Consider the following 15,446-nt stretch of genomic DNA (forward strand, 5'->3'; position numbering starts at 1 on the left):
CCTGTCAAAAAAGCCCGGGCCGGGACATCCGGGCGAACCGAACGGTCCTACGATGCGTCTTCATCTGCTGAACGGGCACGCGGGACCCGGCGCGGGATCCGGCGCCGGCCTTCCCGGGGACACGGGCCCGCGCGCCGTCGCGAGTGACGACACCTGGGGGACATCGATCATGCCGCGTCTGCCGCGCCCGAAGCGCCCGAGCTTCCGCAGGCCCCGCCTGCCGCGTACGCGCAGGGGGCAACGGCGGGCCGTGCAGGCGCTGATGCTCCTGTGCGTCCTGGCGCTGCTCCCGGCGACCTGGCTGCACGTGTCGACGGGCGACCGGCTGCGGACGACGGCGGACGCCCCGCGCACCGGGGTCGCGATCGTGTTCGGCGCGGGCCTGTGGGACGGCGAGCCGTCCCCGTATCTCGCCCACCGCCTGGACGCCGCCGCGAAGCTGTACCGGGCCGGCCGGATCGAGGTCGTCCTCGTCACCGGCGACAACAGCCGCGAGGACTACGACGAGCCCGACGCGATGCGCGCCTACCTCACCGCGCACGGGGTGCCCGGCCGGCGGATCGTCAGCGACTACGCCGGCTTCGACACCTGGGACTCCTGCGTCCGTGCCCGGAAGATCTTCGGTGTCCACGAGGCCGTCCTGATCAGCCAGGACTTCCACATCCGCCGGGCTCTCGCCCTGTGCCGGGCGGCGGGGGTGCGCTCGTACGGCATCGGCGTGGCCGCCAGGCACGACGTCACCTGGTACTACGGCAACACCCGGGAGGTCTTCGCGGCGGGCAAGGCCGCGCTGGACGCGGTGTTCGAGCCGGATCCGCGTTTCCTCGGCCCGAAGGAGCGCGGGGTGACCCGGGCGCTGGCGGCGGCCCGCTGACGCCGACGAGCCGACACCGACGAGCCGACGCCGACGAGCCGGGAGACCTCACCGCGTACCCGGCGCCGCCGGGAGGTCTCCGCACCGGCCGTGTAACGCCTGCCTCCCCGGCGCGTAACACGCCCGCCGCAGGCTGGGGGCCATGACCGCCTCCGTGACGCCCACCCACTGCCCGTACTGCGCCCTGCAGTGCGGGATGAACCTGACGCCCGCGCCGGGCGGCGGCGTCGCGGTGACCGAGCGCCCGGACTTCCCGGTGAACCGGGGCGCGCTGTGCGGCAAGGGGCGCACGGCGCCCGCGCTGCTGTCGTCCCGGGTGCGGCTCACCTCGCCGCTCGTGCGCACCGGGGGCGTCCTGCGGCCCGCGGGCTGGGACGAGGCGCTGGCCCGGATCGCCGAGGGTCTCGCCCGTACACGCGCGGACCACGGGCCGGACGCCTGCGGGGTGTTCGGCGGCGGCGGACTGACGAACGAGAAGGCCTACGCCCTCGGGAAGTTCGCCCGCGTCGTCCTTCGCACCTCGCAGATCGACTACAACGGCCGCTTCTGCATGTCGTCCGCGGCGGCGGCCGGTATCAGGGCCTTCGGTCTCGACCGGGGGCTGCCCTTTCCGCTGGAGGACGTTCCGCGGACCGGATGCGTGATCCTCGTCGGCTCCAACCTCGCCGAGACGATGCCGCCCGCGCTGCGGTTCGTCACCGAGCTGAAGGAGAACGGCGGCACGCTGATCGTCGTCGACCCGCGCCGCACCCGCACGGCCGAGCAGGCGGACCTGCACCTGGCACCGCGCCCGGGGACGGATCTGGCGCTCGCGCTCGGGATGCTGCATCTGGTCGTCGCCGAGGGGCGTACGGACGAGGAGTACGTCCGGGGCCGTACGAGCGGCTGGGAGGAGGCGCGGGCGGCCGCGATGGCGCACTGGCCGGAGTACGTGGAACGGATCACGGGGGTGTCCGTTCCCGAACTCCGCGCCGCCGTGCGGATGTTCTGCGAGCCGGAGAACGCGATGGTGCTGACCGCGCGCGGGCCCGAGCAGCAGTCCAAGGGCACCGACACCGTGGGCGCCTGGATCAACCTGTGCCTGGCCACCGGCCGTCCGGGCCGGCCGCTGTCGGGATACGGCTGTCTCACCGGGCAGGGCAACGGGCAGGGCGGGCGCGAACACGGCCAGAAGGCCGACCAGCTGCCCGGCTACCGCAAGCTCACCGATCCGGACGCACGGCGGCACGTGGCCGAGGTGTGGGGCGTCGACCCCGCCACGCTGCCCGGACCCGGGCGCAGCGCGTACGAGCTCCTCGACGCGATGGGGACGGACATCCGCTCCCTGCTGCTGATGGGGTCGAACCCGGTGGTGTCCGCGCCCCGCGCCGCGCACGTCGAGGAACGCCTGAAGTCGCTGGACTTCCTCGCGGTCGCCGACGTCGTCCTCTCCGAGACCGCCGCCCTCGCGGACGTCGTCCTGCCGGTCGCCCAGTGGGCCGAGGAGACCGGCACGACGACGAACCTGGAGGGCCGTGTACTGCTCCGCCGGCGCGCGCTCACCCCTCCCGAGGGGGTGCGCAGCGACCTGGAGGTGCTGCACGGACTCGCCGCCCTCCTCGGCGTGGAGAAGGGTTTTCCCACCGACCCGGAGGAGGTCTTCGAGGAACTGCGCCGGGCGAGTGCGGGGGGTCCGGCGGACTACTCGGGGATCACCTACCGCCGGCTGGCCGAGGAGAACGGGGTGTTCTGGCCCTGCCCGGCCCCGGGGATCCCGGACACGGGCGCCGAAGCCCGGGGCACGGACCCGGAGGCCCCGGGCGCCTTCCGGAAGACCCCGACCGGGAATCCGGCGGTCGCGGACACCTCGGCGACGGGCGGCTCCGGCTCCGGCTCCGGCTCCGGCTCCGGCTCCGGCTCCGGGCAGCATCCGGGCACGCCGCGCCTCTTCCTCGAACGGTTCGCCACCGAGGACGGCCGGGCGCGGTTCGTTCCCGTGTCGCACCGGCCCGCCGCCGAGGAGCCGGACGACGAGTACCCGGTGCTGCTGACCACCGGGCGGGTGGTGGCCCAGTACCAGTCGGGGGCGCAGACGCGGCGCGTGGACGAACTGAACGCCGCAGCGCCCGGCCCGTACGTGGAGATGCATCCGCGGCTGGCCGAACGGCTCGGCACGGCGGACGGGGACGCCGTGACGGTGGTGTCGAGGCGCGGCCGGGCCGTCGCGCCGGCCCGGCTCACCACGGCCATCCGCCCCGACACCGTGTTCATGCCCTTCCACTGGCCCGGCGAGGGCCGCGCCAACACGCTCACCAACCCGGCCCTGGATCCGGTCTCCCGGATGCCGGAGTTCAAGGTGTGCGCGGTACGGGTGGAGGCGGCGCGGAAGGACTGACGGGGTGGGCGGGCCGTCAGCGGGCGCTCGGGTCCTGCGGCCCGGACTTCCCGACGGTCCCGGGTGCTTCCGTGGAGCCCGGGCCGGGGTGCTTGCCCGGCTCGGGCTCCTGCGTCGAGCAGGAGCTGATTCCGATGCCCAGGGCGGCGCCGACGGCCGCCCCGCTGAGCGCGAGGAGACGTCGTCGGGTCAAGTCGCGGTCGGCCATGGCCGCACCCTAGAGGCGGGACGGGCCGCGGCTCCGGGGGCGCACGGAACGGCCACCCGCACGGGTGCACGTGGCGGAACAGCGGTCACACCCCGGCCCCGCCCAGCCGCACAGGTGCGTCACGCGCGGCGGGCACACCCCGGGCCTCCCTCCCCCTGCCCACGCGCGCCGGGCCTCTCTCCCCCGCCGCACGCCCGCTCTCCCGCCGCACGCCCGCTCTCCCGCCGCACGGGCGCGCCTCAGCCGGCCCCGCCCGCCGGACCGTCTCCCCCGTCCCCGTCCCCGCCCCCATGCCTGTCCGCGTCCCCGTCCCCGCCTCCGCGCCAGTCCCCGTCCTCGATCGGCTTGCCGCCGGACCGCAGGCGGGCCGCCACCGCGGGCGCGGCGACGTACACCCAGGCCCGCACGACCGTGACGCCGTCCGCCCGCACGGCGTCACGTGCGACGCGTTCGTACAGGCTGCGCGCGTCGCCCGGGACGTACTCCTCCAACTCGTCCAGTTCCTCCAGCAGTTGCTCGTACGCCTCCGGCCGGGCGGTCACGATCTCGCCGCACACCGCGCCACCGGGTTCGTCGACGGCGTACGGGTATCCGGGCCCCGCGTACAGCGCGAGCCCGCGCATCCGCCCGGGCTCCTCGGAGCGGGTACGGCCGCGCAGGAACAGGTCGTGGTTGTGCTCGCCGGGCCGCAGGGTGCCGTAGACGAAGAAGGGCAACTCCGCTTCGCCGCGGGGGCCGACCGGGCTCAAGGGGCCGTCTCCTCCTCCAGCCAGCGCAGATAGTCCGGGCTTCCCGCCACGACCGGTGTCGCGATGATCTCGGGTGTGTCGTAGTCGTGGGCGTCCAGGAGATACGCCTCCAGCGCCGGGTAGCGCGCCGCGGTCGTCTTGAACTGGATCCGCCATTCGGAGGCCGTCTCCACGGCGCCCTCCCAGTGGTAGACGGAGGTGACCGGCCCCGAGATCTGGGCACAGGCCGCGACCCGCGCCGCCACCGCGCCCCGGGCCAGCGCCTCGGCCTTCTCCGCCGCGTCCGTCGTGGTCAGGACGGCCAGGCAGGCCGGCAGTTCCATGATCGCTCCATTCGTGAGGGTACGGAAACGATTCTCGCCGCATCCCGCACGCACTCGGCAATCTCTATGGACATGACATGTCATGCACCTTTAAATCGGTTCGGACTTCCAGCGCCTCCCCCACAGGCCCCTCCCCCCACACGCCCTCCCCAAGGCACCTTTCCAAGGAGACCGATGAGTCGAATACGGCACATCCGAGGTTCCTCTCTCGCCACCGCCGGCGCCGCCGTGACCGCCGCCACCCTGCTGGCCGCCGCGCTCGCCCCGGCCGCGAACGCCGACAGCGGGCCGACCCGGGCGACCGCCGTCGAGAACGCGGCCTCGGTACTGGCGGCCCACGCCGCGAACCTGGGTCTCACCGCGGCTCAGCACACCACCGTCCGGGACGTCGTCGTCGACAAGGACGGCACCCAGCACGTGCGCTACGACCGGACCTATCGCGAACTGCCCGTGCTGGGCGGCGACTTCGTGGTCCACCTGGCCCCGGACGGTTCGTACCGAGGCGCGAACCGCGCGACGAGCAAGGCCATCTCGCTGGCCGACGTCACCCCGGAACTCTCCGGCGCGAAGGCGGCCGGCCTGGCGGTGAACGCGCTGCGCGCCGCCAACGCCGGTGAGGCGCTGAAGAAGGTGACGGCGAGACCGCGGCTGATCGTCGACGCCCTGCACGGAAATCCGAGGCTCGCCTGGCGCACCGACGCGGTGGGCCAGGACCGGCTCGGCAACCCGGTCGCGCGCACGGTGCTGACCGACGCCCGCACCGGCGCGCGGATCGACGCCTGGGACAGCGTCGAGACGGCGACGGGCGACGGCAACTCGCTCTACGGCGGCACGGTTCCGCTGGAGACGACGCAGTCCGGATCGACGTACCAGCTGAAGGACCCGACGCGCGGGAACACGTACACGGGCGACGCGGCGAACAAGACGGACCTGTGCATCTTCGGGATCTGCATCAGCCGGGCGCCCGCGACGCTCTTCACCGACGCCGACAACCACTGGGGCACGGGCGCGACTTCGGACCGATCCTCCGCCGCGGTGGACGCGCAGTACGGCACGAACGAGACCTGGGACTACTACAAGAACGTCCACGGGCGGAACGGCATCGCGGGCGACGGCAAGGGCTCGTACAACCGCGTGCACTACGGCAACAAATACAACAACGCCTTCTGGGACGACAGTTGCTTCTGCATGACGTACGGGGACGGGGACGGCTCGACGTTCGGGCCGCTCGTCGCGCTGGACGTCGCCGGGCACGAGATGTCGCACGGCGTCACCTCGAAGACGGCCGCGCTGACGTACTCGGGCGAGTCCGGCGGCCTGAACGAGGCGACGTCCGACATCTTCGGAACGATGGTGGAGTGGTACGCGAACAACTCCTCGGACGCCGGTGACTACCTGATCGGCGAGGAGATCGTCCGCCCCGGCTTCGGCAAACCCGCCCTCCGCTTCATGGACAAACCCTCCAAGGACGGCAACTCGGCCGACTGCTGGAGCAGTTCGGTCGGCAACCTGGACGTCCACTACTCCTCCGGCGTCGCCAACCACTTCGCCTACCTCCTCTCGGAGGGCAGCGGGGCGAAGACCGTCAACGGTGTCGGCTACGACTCCCCCACCTGCAACGGCTCCACGGTGTCCGGCATCGGGCACGACAAGGTGGGCAGGATCTGGTACCGCGCGCTGACGGTCTACATGACCTCGTCGACGAAGTACGCGGGCGCGCGCACCGCCACACTGAACGCGGCCAAGGACCTCTACGGGGCGGGCAGCGCCGAGTACGCCGCCGTGGCGGCGGCCTGGTCGGCGGTCTCCGTGGGCTGACCCGCGCCGGACGCCTTCCGGCCGCGAAGAGCCGCGCAGAGTCGCGCAGAGTCCGGAGTTCCCCGGTCGCCGTGGGCAGGCGCCGTCAGGTTCGCCTGCCCACGGCTCCCGGGGAGCATGTCCGTCCCCGACGGCCGATAGTCCTCCCGCACCGGCCGGTACACGCTCACACGCACACCCGTCTTCGCGGTGACGGTGGAAACGTGTTCGAGCGGGCGTTTCGTCCGGCCCTCGGGGAAGACCGTCCCCCTCGGCCGGCAGGCGGGCCGACCGGCGGGCTGCGGGCCGGGGCGCCCGCGGACCACCAGACCGGGGACACCGCGGGCCGGCCAGGCCCCCGTCGGCGGACGATCCCGGACTCATGGCGGACAGGCCCGTCCTTCCGGCGGACGGACTCGGACTCCCCGGCGAGCGAGCCCGCACCCTCGGCGGACGACCCCGGACTCCCCGGCGGACAACCCCTGGGTCACCCATTCACACCCGCGCCCCGGCTCCTTCGGATTCCCGTGCGCGGTACAAGGGATTCACGCCGGTGACCTGCCGGAATGCCGGGGCTCCCGCCCCGCCCGGCGTTCCGTCTGACACCCGTTCACATCATTTCTGACGCTCCGTCAGAGAGCGGCCGCGGTCATGCGCCCTTTACCTCGGAAGGGCAGGGGTGCGACCGACGCTGCGGCACTTGGGGGTGCCGCGGGCCGTGCCCCCTCGGAGGAGCTGGCACGATGCGACGTACCGCCCGTCTGCTGACCGGTACCGCGCTCGCCGTCGCCGTCGCGGGGCTGGCCGCCGCGCCCGTGTACGGCGGGGACGCCGGAAGTCTGGAGGTGTTCCCCTCCAGCGTCGTCCCCGGCGAGGACGTCACCGTCAACACGGCCGCGTGCGGCTCGGACGGCACCGCGAGCGGGGACGCGGGCGCGGTGGGCGGCGGTTCCTTCACGCTCGCCGCCAGCGCGCACGAGCACGACGCGATCGGCCAGTTCCAGGTGCCGCCGAGCGCGCAGCCGGGAACGTACGAGATCGTCGCGACGTGCTCGCACGGCCGGCGCGTCACCGGCGACCTCCTGGTGACCCTCGCCGCCACGCGCGAGCAGGTCCAGCCGCGCGGGCATGTGGACACGGGTGTCGGCGGCGCGCTGGGCCCCGACCCCGTTCAGACCGCGGCGGGAGTGGCGGCACTGGCCGTCGCCGCCGCGGGCGGTACCTGGCTCCTGCATCGCCGGGCGAGAGGCGACGGGATCTGACGGACACCCTCCGCTGTCCGTCCGCCGGTACCGCCGTCCCTCCCCCTCCGTGGCCCGACGCCCCTCGCGGCCCGGAGGGGGAAGGGACCGGCATCGTCGAACACCCCACGGCCGTCGCGGGCGCCGGCCGGTCCCACCCCGGAAGGGAACCCGTGAGGAGGCTCGCGTGCGCCGGGTCAGCAATGCCGTCATAGCGTCGGTCACGGTCGTCGCCCTGTGCTCGGGTGCCTGGCTGCTGGGCAGCGGCGCCGAGGCGCACCCGCCTCCCCAGCCGTCCGCGGCGCAGTCGGCGGCCGCCGGGGACAGCGCGCGGTCCACGGGCCCCGCGATGCCCCACTCCCCGCCGGACCGCATCCGCATCCCCGCGATCGGCGTGGACGCCCCCCTGATCGGCCTCGGCCTCACCCCGCAGGGCGGCCTGGACGTGCCGCCCGCGCGGAAGAAGAACCTGGCGGGCTGGTACGAGGCCGGGACCAGCCCCGGTGAACGCGGCACCGCGATCGTGGCCGGGCACGTCGACAACGCGGAGGGCCCCGCCGTCTTCTACGACCTGGGCTCGCTCCGCACGGGCAGCAAGGTCGAGGTGGACCGGCTCGACGGCAGGACGGCCGTCTTCACCGTCGACGCCGTCGAGGTGTACGACTCCCGCTCCTTCCCCGACGCGAAGGTGTACGGCGCCGCGCGCCGGCCCGAGCTGCGGGTCATCACCTGCGGCGGCGGCTACTCGCCGACGACGGGCTACCAGGGGAACGTGGTCGTCTTCGCCCATCTCACCGGCAGCAGCCGGTAGCCCGGGCGAGCGGCGGAGCGGCGCCGGGGTCGGGCGGGCCCCGGGCCGCCGCCGGCAGTCCAGGGCGAGCCGCGGACCACCGCCGAGGGTTCAGGCGGGTCGCTGACGGCTGCCGAGGTCCCGGGTTCAGACGGCCGCGGGCGGCTGCCGAGGTCCCGGGTTCAGGCGAGCCACTGCTGGTACGCCAGGTTCGCCACCAGCGCGAACACCACCGTCAGCAGGACCGCCCGGACGAACCCGCTGCCCTGCTTGAGCGCGGTCCGCGCCCCCACCATGCCGCCCGCCAGATTGAACACCGCCATCAGGGCGGCCAGTTCCCAGAACACCGTGCCCTTCCAGGCGAAGGTCGCGAGGGCGCCCGCGTTGGTGCAGCAGTTGACGATCTTCGCGGTGGCGGAGGCCGTCACCAGGTCGAGGTGGAGCAGCGCGGTGAGGGCGAGTACGAGGAACGTGCCCGTGCCGGGGCCGATGAGCCCGTCGTAGAAGCCGATGCCGAGGCCCGCCAGGCCGATCGCGGCGAGGACGCGGCGCGCGCTGACCGGGGTGGTCGGCGGCGCCGTGCCGAAGGCGGGCCGCAGGATCACGAAGGTACCGACGGCGAGCAGGACGACCATGACGACCGGCTTGAGCACGTCGGTGCTCAGCCCGGCCGCGACGAACGCGCCCCCGGTCGAACCGGCGAGGGCCGCGAGGCCGATCCGTACGGCCAGCCGCACGTCCACGGGTGTCTTGCGCGCGTACGTCACCGCGGCACCCGTGGTGCCGACGATCGCGACCGCCTTGTTCGTGCCGAGCGCGTACGCCGCCGAGGTGCCGGCGGGCAGTCCGAGCAGCATGGCGGGCAGCAGGAGCAGCCCTCCGCCGCCGACCACCGCGTCGATCCAGCCGGCCGCCAGAGCGGCGGCACAGAGCACAAGAAGCATGGTCAGCGATATGTCGGGCATGATCGCGACCCTAAGGGACGGGTGGATGCGCGATGCACGGACCCCGTGAAGCTTGAGCGATTCCAGAGGTTCGCGCGGCGGACCACCGCGCCCGCCGGCCCGCTTCCCCGACACCTCGCCCGGCCCGCTCCCCCTGCACCTCGCCCGGCCCGCTCCCCCTGCACCTCGCTCCGTACCCTCCCCCGCGGCCTCACACCGCCGTCCCGCCCCGGCTGAGGGCAGCGTTCCTCCCGGGAAACAGAGGTGATGCCACCGGGTAACACCGGCACCGCACGGTGTGGTCATGACCTCGAATACGCGTGTGGTGGTGATCGGCGCCGGCCTCGCGGGCGTCCGGTTCGCCCGGCGGCTCGGTGAGCTCGGCGGGTCCGCGCTGGTCGTCGGCGAGGAGGAGCACCGGCCCTACAACCGGGTGCTGCTCGCCGAGGTGCTGGCCGGACGCTACGAGCCGGAGGTGATCTCGCTCCCGGCCCCGCCGGAGCTGGTCCGCGCCCGGGTCACCGGCATCGACCGCCTCGCGCGGACCGTGAGCTGCGCGGACGGTACGGAGATCGCATACGACACGCTGGTCCTGGCCACCGGCTCCAACCCGGTGCTGCCGCCGCTGCGTGGCCTGTTCGGTCCCGACCACGAACTGCCCGAGGGCGTCCACGCGTTCCGCACCATGGACGACTGCCTGGGCCTGTCGAAGGCGCTGCGGCCGGGGGTGCGGGCGGTCGTCGTCGGCGGTGGTCTGCTGGGCGTCTCCGCCGCCCGGGCGCTCGCCGTGCGCGGCGCCCAGGTGGTCCTCGCCCAGCAGGCCGAGCGGCTCATGGAGCGCCAGCTCGACCCGAGCGCCTCGAAGCTGGTGCTGCGGCATCTGCTCGACCTCGGCGTCGAGGTGCACACCGAGTGCCGGGTACGGGACGTGCGCTGCCTGGGCGGCGCGGTCCGCTCGGTGGAACTGGCCGACGGCTACGCGCTCGACGCCGACCTGGTGGTGCTGGCCTGCGGGGTGCGTCCGCGCGTGGGCCTGGCCGAGGAGGCCGGTCTCGCCGTCCACAAGGGCGTCCTCGTCGACGACGAACTGCGCACCAGCGACCCGCACGTCCGCGCCCTCGGGGACTGCGCCCAGCACGACGGCACGGTCTACGGTCTCGCCGCCCCCGCCCTCGAACAGGCGGACCTGCTGGCCGAACTGCTCGCGGGGGACGCGAACGCCCGCTACTCCGGCACCCGTTCCCTGACCCGGCTCACCCTGACCGGACGGGACACCCCCGCCGGACCCACACCCTCCGGCCTCGCTCCCTTCGACCTGGCCGCGTTCGGCGAGACCGAACCACGCCCGGGCGACGACGTCGTCCAGCTCACGGACGCCACCCGCGGCACCTACCGCAAGGTCGTCGTCCGCGACGACCGCCTGGTCGGCGGGGTTCTCGTCGGCGAACTCGGCACCGTCGGCGCGCTCGCCCGCGCCTGGGAGGGAGCCGAGCCGCTCCCTGCGGACGGCGCCCCCCTGCTCCACCTGCTCACCAACGATGGAGGCTCCTGATGTCCACGACCGCTACCGACGGGGGCCGGCCCCGCCCCACGATCGTGCTCGTCGGCCACGGCATGGTCGGCCAGCGCTTCCTCGAAGCGCTCGCCGAACGCGGTCTGACCGCCACGCACCGCGTGGTCGTGCTGTGCGAGGAGCCGCGCCCCGCCTACGACCGCGTCGCCCTCACCTCGTACTTCTCCGGGAAGACCCCCGAGGACCTCTCCATGACCGACATGGAGTTCATCCGCGGGCACGGCATCGAACTGCACGTCGGCGACCCGGCCGAGTCGGTCGACCGGGCCGCGCGCACCGTGACGGCCAGGTCCGGTCTGACGGTCGGCTACGACACCCTCGTCCTGGCCACCGGTTCCTTCCCGTTCGTCCCGCCGGTCCCCGGCAAGGACGCCGAGGGCTGTTTCGTCTACCGCACGATCGACGACCTGCTCGCCATCGAGGAGTACGCGAGGTCGCGGGCGACGACCGGAGCCGTCGTCGGCGGCGGTCTGCTGGGGCTGGAGGCCGCGGGTGCGCTCAAGGGCCTCGGACTCACCAGCCACATCGTGGAGTTCGCGCCCCGGCTGATGCCGGTGCAGGTCGACGAGGGCGGCGGGGCCGCGCTCCTGCGCACGATCGAGGACATGGGCCTGTCCGTCCACACGGGCGTGGGCACACAGGCGATCGTGGTCGGCGAGGACGGCGCGGTCACCGGCATGAAGCTCTCCGACGGCTCCGAACTCGCCACCGACCTGGTGGTGTTCTCCGCCGGTGTCCGCCCCCGCGACCAACTGGCCCGCGACTGCGGTCTGACGGTCGGCGAGCGCGGCGGCATCACCGTCGACGAGCAGTGCCGTACGGTCACCGACGCACGGGTGTTCGCGATCGGCGAGTGCGCGCTGGCGGCGGACGGCCGGGTGTACGGCCTGGTGGCGCCCGGCTACGAGCAGGCGGAGACGGCCGCGGCGACCATCGCCGAGGACGAGAGGGCGTTCACGGGCGCGGACCTGTCCACCAAGCTCAAGCTGCTCGGCGTCGACGTGGCGTCCTTCGGCGACGCCCACGGCACCACCGAGGACTGCCTGGACGTCGTCTACTCCGACTCCCGCGCGGGCCTGTACAAGAAGCTGGTCATCGGCCGGGACGGCACACTGCTCGGCGGCATCCTGATCGGCGACGCGGAGGCGTACGGCACGCTGCGCGCGTTCACCGGCTCGGTCCCGCCGGTCTCCCCGGAGTCCCTGGTCCTGCCGGCGGGGGCGGGCGCCCCGGTGCAGCTCGGCCCGTCCGCGCTGCCGGACGAGGCGGTCGTCTGCTCCTGCCACAACGTCACCAAGGGCACGATCCGCGGCGCGGTGACCGAGCACTCCTGCACCACCGTGCCCGAGGTCAAGAAGTGCACCAAGGCCGGTACGGGCTGCGGCAGTTGCGTCAAGGTACTGGGCCAGCTGGTCACCGCCGAGCTGGAGGCGAGCGGCGTCGAGATCGACAAGGGCCTGTGCGGCTGCTTCGGGCAGACCCGCGAGGAGCTGTACGAGATCGTCCTGGCGCTCAGGATCGCCTCGTACCGGACGCTGCTGGACCGGTACGGCCGCGAGGACGCCCGGGGCGGTGACGGCTGCGAGGTCTGCAAGCCCGCCGTCGGCTCGATCATCGCCTCCCTCGCCCCCACGATCGGCGCCGACGGCTACGTCCTGGACGGCGAACAGGCCGCGCTCCAGGACACCAACGACCACTTCCTCGCCAACCTCCAGAAGAACGGCTCGTACTCGATCGTGCCGCGCATCCCCGGCGGCGAGATCACTCCCGAGAAGCTCATCGTGATCGGCGAGGTGGCACGGGACTTCGGGCTCTACACGAAGATCACCGGCGGTCAGCGGATCGACCTGTTCGGTGCTCGGGTGGAGCAGCTCCCGCTGATCTGGGCACGGCTGGTGGACGCCGGCTTCGAGTCCGGGCACGCGTACGGCAAGTCGCTGCGGACGGTGAAGTCCTGCGTCGGACAGACCTGGTGCCGGTACGGCGTGCAGGACTCGGTGCGGATGGCGATCGACCTGGAGCTGCGCTACCGGGGTCTGCGGTCCCCGCACAAGCTCAAGTCGGCGGTCTCCGGGTGCGCCCGCGAGTGCGCCGAGGCCCAGTCGAAGGACTTCGGCATCATCGCCACCTCCAACGGCTGGAACCTCTACGTCGGCGGCAACGGCGGCGCGACCCCGCGCCACGCGGACCTGCTGGCCCAGGACCTGTCCGACGCCGAACTGGTCCGTCTGATCGACCGCTTCCTGATGTTCTACATCCGCACCGCGGACCGCCTGGAGCGCACCTCGACCTGGCTGGAGCGGATTCCCGGCGGCCTCGACCACGTTCGCGAGGTGGTCGTGGAGGACTCGCTCGGCATCTGCGAGGAGCTGGAGTCACTGATGACCGCGCATGTCGCGAACTACCGGGACGAGTGGGCCGAGACCATCAACGACCCGGAGAAGCTGGGCCGGTTCGTGTCGTTCGTGAACGCCCCCGACACCCCGGACCCGGTCGTCGGCTTCGTCCCCGAGCGCGACCAGATCAAGCCCGACCTGCCGCTGCTGACCATCGGACACCGACCCCTGGAAGCCCTGGAAGGAAGTGCCCAGCGATGACCCTGGCACCCGAGACGACCCGGCCGACGACGGCCCTCACGCTCCAGCTCCTGCTGGAGGGCGGCTGGTTCACGGTCTGCGAGCTGTCCCTGCTGACTCCGGGGCGGGGCGTCGCCGCCCTCCTCCCGGACGGCCGCCAGGTCGCCCTGTTCACCGACCGCGCGGGACGGGCGTACGCGATCGACAACCGTGATCCGTTCAGTGGGGCCGCGGTGCTCTCCCGCGGGCTGACCGGAACCCACCGGGGCCGCCTGTTCGTCGCCTCTCCACTGCTCAAGCAGCGCTTCGACCTGGAGTCCGGGCGGTGCCTGGACGACGAGGAGGTGCGGGTGGCGACGTACGAGGTGCGGGCCGCCTGAGCCGGTCCGGTCCCGGCCTGGCCCGGCCTGGCCGCCTGAACCGGTCCGGGTCCCCCCCCCCGGGGCGCGGCCCTGCGGTGTCAGCCCTTGAGCCCCTCGTACGTGACGCCCGTCAGCCGCTCCGAGGCGGCCCAGAGCAGCTCCGCCCTGGTGTCGTCCCGGGTCCGGCCGGCCCGCCAGGACGTCGAGGGCGAGCCGCGCCACATCGCGAACGACGGTCCGACGAAGGTGTCGGGCCGCACGCCGGGAGCGGTGGCCGCGTACAGCGACGGCAGGGCGCCGGCCTCGGCGCTCTGCGCGAAGACGCGGTTGCCGATCTCCATCAGCCGCTCGGCGCGCTTGCGCCCCTCCAGCCGGGGCCCGGCGGTCTGCAGGTTGGTGGAGGCGTACCCGGGGTGCGCCGCGGCCGCGACGACATCGGACCCGGCGGCGGACAGCCGCCGCGCGAGCTCGTGCGTGAAGAGGAGATTGGCGCTCTTGGACCGGCCGTAGGCGATCCACTTGCGATACGGCTGCTTCTCGCTGTCGAGATCGTCGAGGTCGATGTCCGAGAGCGCGTGGACCATGCTCGACACGGTGACGATCCGCGCGCCGGGGGTCTTCGCGATCAACGGGAACAGCAGCCCGGTGAGCGCGAAGTGCCCGAGGTGGTTCACACCGAACTGCGTCTCGAACCCGTCGGCCGTCGTCCCGTACGGCAGCGCCATCACGCCCGCGTTGTTCACGAGCAGGTCGAGGCGGTCACAGGAGAAGGAGTCCGCGAACTCCCTTACGGACGCGAGGTCCCCGAGGTCGAGGCGGCCGAACTCCACCTCCGCAGCGGGCACTTCGGCGGCGATCCGCTCGGCCGCTTCCCTGCCGCGGGTCTCGCTGCGGCAGGCGAGCACCACCCGGGCCCCGCCGCGCGCCAGCTCACGCGCGGTGACGAGCCCCAGCCCGCTGTTGGCCCCGGTGACGACGGCGACCCGTCCCCGCTGCCCGGGCATGTCCTTCGCACTCCAGCCACCCATGCCCCGCTCCTCCCACTGCCTCATCGTCGGCCCCACCCTACGGACGCCGCTCCGCCCGGCGCACACCCCTCCCCATCCCGTACCGCGCGCCCGCCCCGATCACCTTCCAAGTCCCGCACTCCGCGAGGACGACACCGAGCCCGGCGCCCGCGTTGCGGGGGGAACCGACCAGGTGAAGAGTGGAATGTGGGCCCGGTCCGCAACGGATGAAGCAAGCACCCCGCGAAGCGCATCTGGAACCCCCATGGCCAGAACCTTCAGGCGACGCGCCGTCCACAGCGTCAACGCATCCCTCTTGGCCGCGACGCTCGCGTTTCCAGCCGGTCTGACAAATGCGACAGCAGCGCTCCAGGCCCCCGGCGCGAGCAGGACGTCAGCGGTCGGGACGACACCGCCCCCCTCACCGGGGGACAGTCCGCCTCCCTCGTCGACGCCGAGTGGCACGCCGACGCCCAGCGGTACGACCTCCGCACCGAGTGGCACGCCTACGCCCAGCGGCACCACCTCCGCACCGACCGGCGCGTCGTCGGATCAGGAACACACACCGGACTCTGACCGGTCGTCACAGCCGCCGGGTTCCGGTGACACGGAGCAAGGGGATACCGAC

The 15,446-nt window shown here is 73.3% G+C and carries 13 protein-coding genes; 8 read left to right on the plus strand and 5 right to left on the minus strand.

Going from position 1 to position 15,446, the window contains the following annotated elements:
- The first annotated feature begins 169 nt into the window (after nt 1-169).
- Together ACFYW9_RS20035 and ACFYW9_RS20040 are read left to right on the plus strand one after the other, a co-directional pair.
- A complete protein-coding gene (locus ACFYW9_RS20035) occupies nt 170-874 on the plus strand; it encodes a vancomycin high temperature exclusion protein (RefSeq protein WP_389152175.1) in 705 nt (234 codons plus the stop codon).
- 142 nt (nt 875-1,016) lie between these two features.
- Complete coding sequence (locus tag ACFYW9_RS20040) at nt 1,017-3,248, plus strand: molybdopterin oxidoreductase family protein (protein WP_389151834.1); 2,232 nt, start codon at nt 1,017-1,019, stop codon at nt 3,246-3,248.
- 16 nt (nt 3,249-3,264) lie between these two features.
- Here the strand turns inward: ACFYW9_RS20040 and ACFYW9_RS20045 are convergent, their stop codons facing one another.
- The 3 genes from ACFYW9_RS20045 to cutA all read right to left on the minus strand — a co-directional run bounded on the left by ACFYW9_RS20045 (nt 3,265) and on the right by cutA (nt 4,528).
- Complete coding sequence (locus tag ACFYW9_RS20045; protein WP_351867184.1) at nt 3,265-3,456, minus strand: twin-arginine translocation signal domain-containing protein; 192 nt, start codon at nt 3,454-3,456, stop codon at nt 3,265-3,267.
- 239 nt (nt 3,457-3,695) lie between these two features.
- Nucleotides 3,696-4,172 carry a gamma-glutamylcyclotransferase family protein gene (locus ACFYW9_RS20050; RefSeq protein WP_389152178.1) on the minus strand — a complete coding sequence of 159 codons (477 nt, stop codon included), beginning with the start codon at nt 4,170-4,172 and terminating at the stop codon, nt 3,696-3,698.
- Between the two features lie 29 nt (nt 4,173-4,201).
- Nucleotides 4,202-4,528, minus strand: a complete 327-nt coding sequence (gene cutA / locus ACFYW9_RS20055; protein ID WP_389151838.1) for a divalent-cation tolerance protein CutA — start codon at nt 4,526-4,528, stop codon at nt 4,202-4,204.
- A gap of 174 nt (nt 4,529-4,702) precedes the next feature.
- Between cutA and ACFYW9_RS20060 the strand changes: the two genes are divergently transcribed.
- From ACFYW9_RS20060 to ACFYW9_RS20070, 3 genes are all read left to right on the plus strand, one after another.
- Nucleotides 4,703-6,346 (plus strand): M4 family metallopeptidase, encoded by a 1,644-nt coding sequence (locus ACFYW9_RS20060; RefSeq protein ID WP_389151841.1) that lies wholly within the window; start codon nt 4,703-4,705, stop codon nt 6,344-6,346.
- 722 nt (nt 6,347-7,068) lie between these two features.
- Nucleotides 7,069-7,587, plus strand: a complete 519-nt coding sequence (locus tag ACFYW9_RS20065; protein WP_351867174.1) for a hypothetical protein — start codon at nt 7,069-7,071, stop codon at nt 7,585-7,587.
- Nucleotides 7,588-7,753: 166 nt separating this feature from the next.
- Complete coding sequence (locus ACFYW9_RS20070; protein ID WP_351867171.1) at nt 7,754-8,377, plus strand: class F sortase; 624 nt, start codon at nt 7,754-7,756, stop codon at nt 8,375-8,377.
- Between the two features lie 161 nt (nt 8,378-8,538).
- On the opposite strand, the gene ACFYW9_RS20075 is transcribed toward ACFYW9_RS20070, so the two are convergent.
- Entirely contained in the window at nt 8,539-9,321 is a 783-nt protein-coding gene (locus ACFYW9_RS20075) for a sulfite exporter TauE/SafE family protein (RefSeq protein WP_389151846.1), read from the minus strand.
- A 283-nt stretch (nt 9,322-9,604) separates the two neighbouring features.
- Between ACFYW9_RS20075 and ACFYW9_RS20080 the strand changes: the two genes are divergently transcribed.
- Genes ACFYW9_RS20080 through nirD form a run of 3 tightly spaced genes read left to right on the plus strand, consistent with a single transcriptional unit; the run spans nt 9,605 to nt 13,829 of the window.
- Nucleotides 9,605-10,852 carry an NAD(P)/FAD-dependent oxidoreductase gene (locus ACFYW9_RS20080; RefSeq protein ID WP_389151849.1) on the plus strand — a complete coding sequence of 416 codons (1,248 nt, stop codon included), beginning with the start codon at nt 9,605-9,607 and terminating at the stop codon, nt 10,850-10,852.
- The gene (nirB, locus tag ACFYW9_RS20085; RefSeq protein ID WP_389151852.1) at nt 10,852-13,470 is read left to right on the plus strand and encodes a nitrite reductase large subunit NirB; all 2,619 of its coding nucleotides are present in this window, start codon (nt 10,852-10,854) and stop codon (nt 13,468-13,470) included. The genes ACFYW9_RS20080 and nirB overlap by 1 nt, the downstream gene beginning before the upstream one ends.
- The gene (gene nirD / locus ACFYW9_RS20090) at nt 13,467-13,829 is read left to right on the plus strand and encodes a nitrite reductase small subunit NirD (RefSeq protein ID WP_389151855.1); all 363 of its coding nucleotides are present in this window, start codon (nt 13,467-13,469) and stop codon (nt 13,827-13,829) included. Before nirB ends, nirD begins: the two co-directional genes overlap by 4 nt.
- Nucleotides 13,830-13,909: 80 nt before the next feature.
- Here the strand turns inward: nirD and ACFYW9_RS20095 are convergent, their stop codons facing one another.
- On the minus strand, nt 13,910-14,839 hold the full coding sequence (locus ACFYW9_RS20095; RefSeq protein WP_389151858.1) for an oxidoreductase: 930 nt from the start codon (nt 14,837-14,839) through the stop codon (nt 13,910-13,912).
- Nucleotides 14,840-15,446 lie beyond the last annotated feature (607 nt).

Source organism: Streptomyces sp. NPDC002698 (genome assembly GCF_042888945.1).
In the GTDB taxonomy this organism is placed as follows: Bacteria; Actinomycetota; Actinomycetes; order Streptomycetales; family Streptomycetaceae; genus Streptomyces.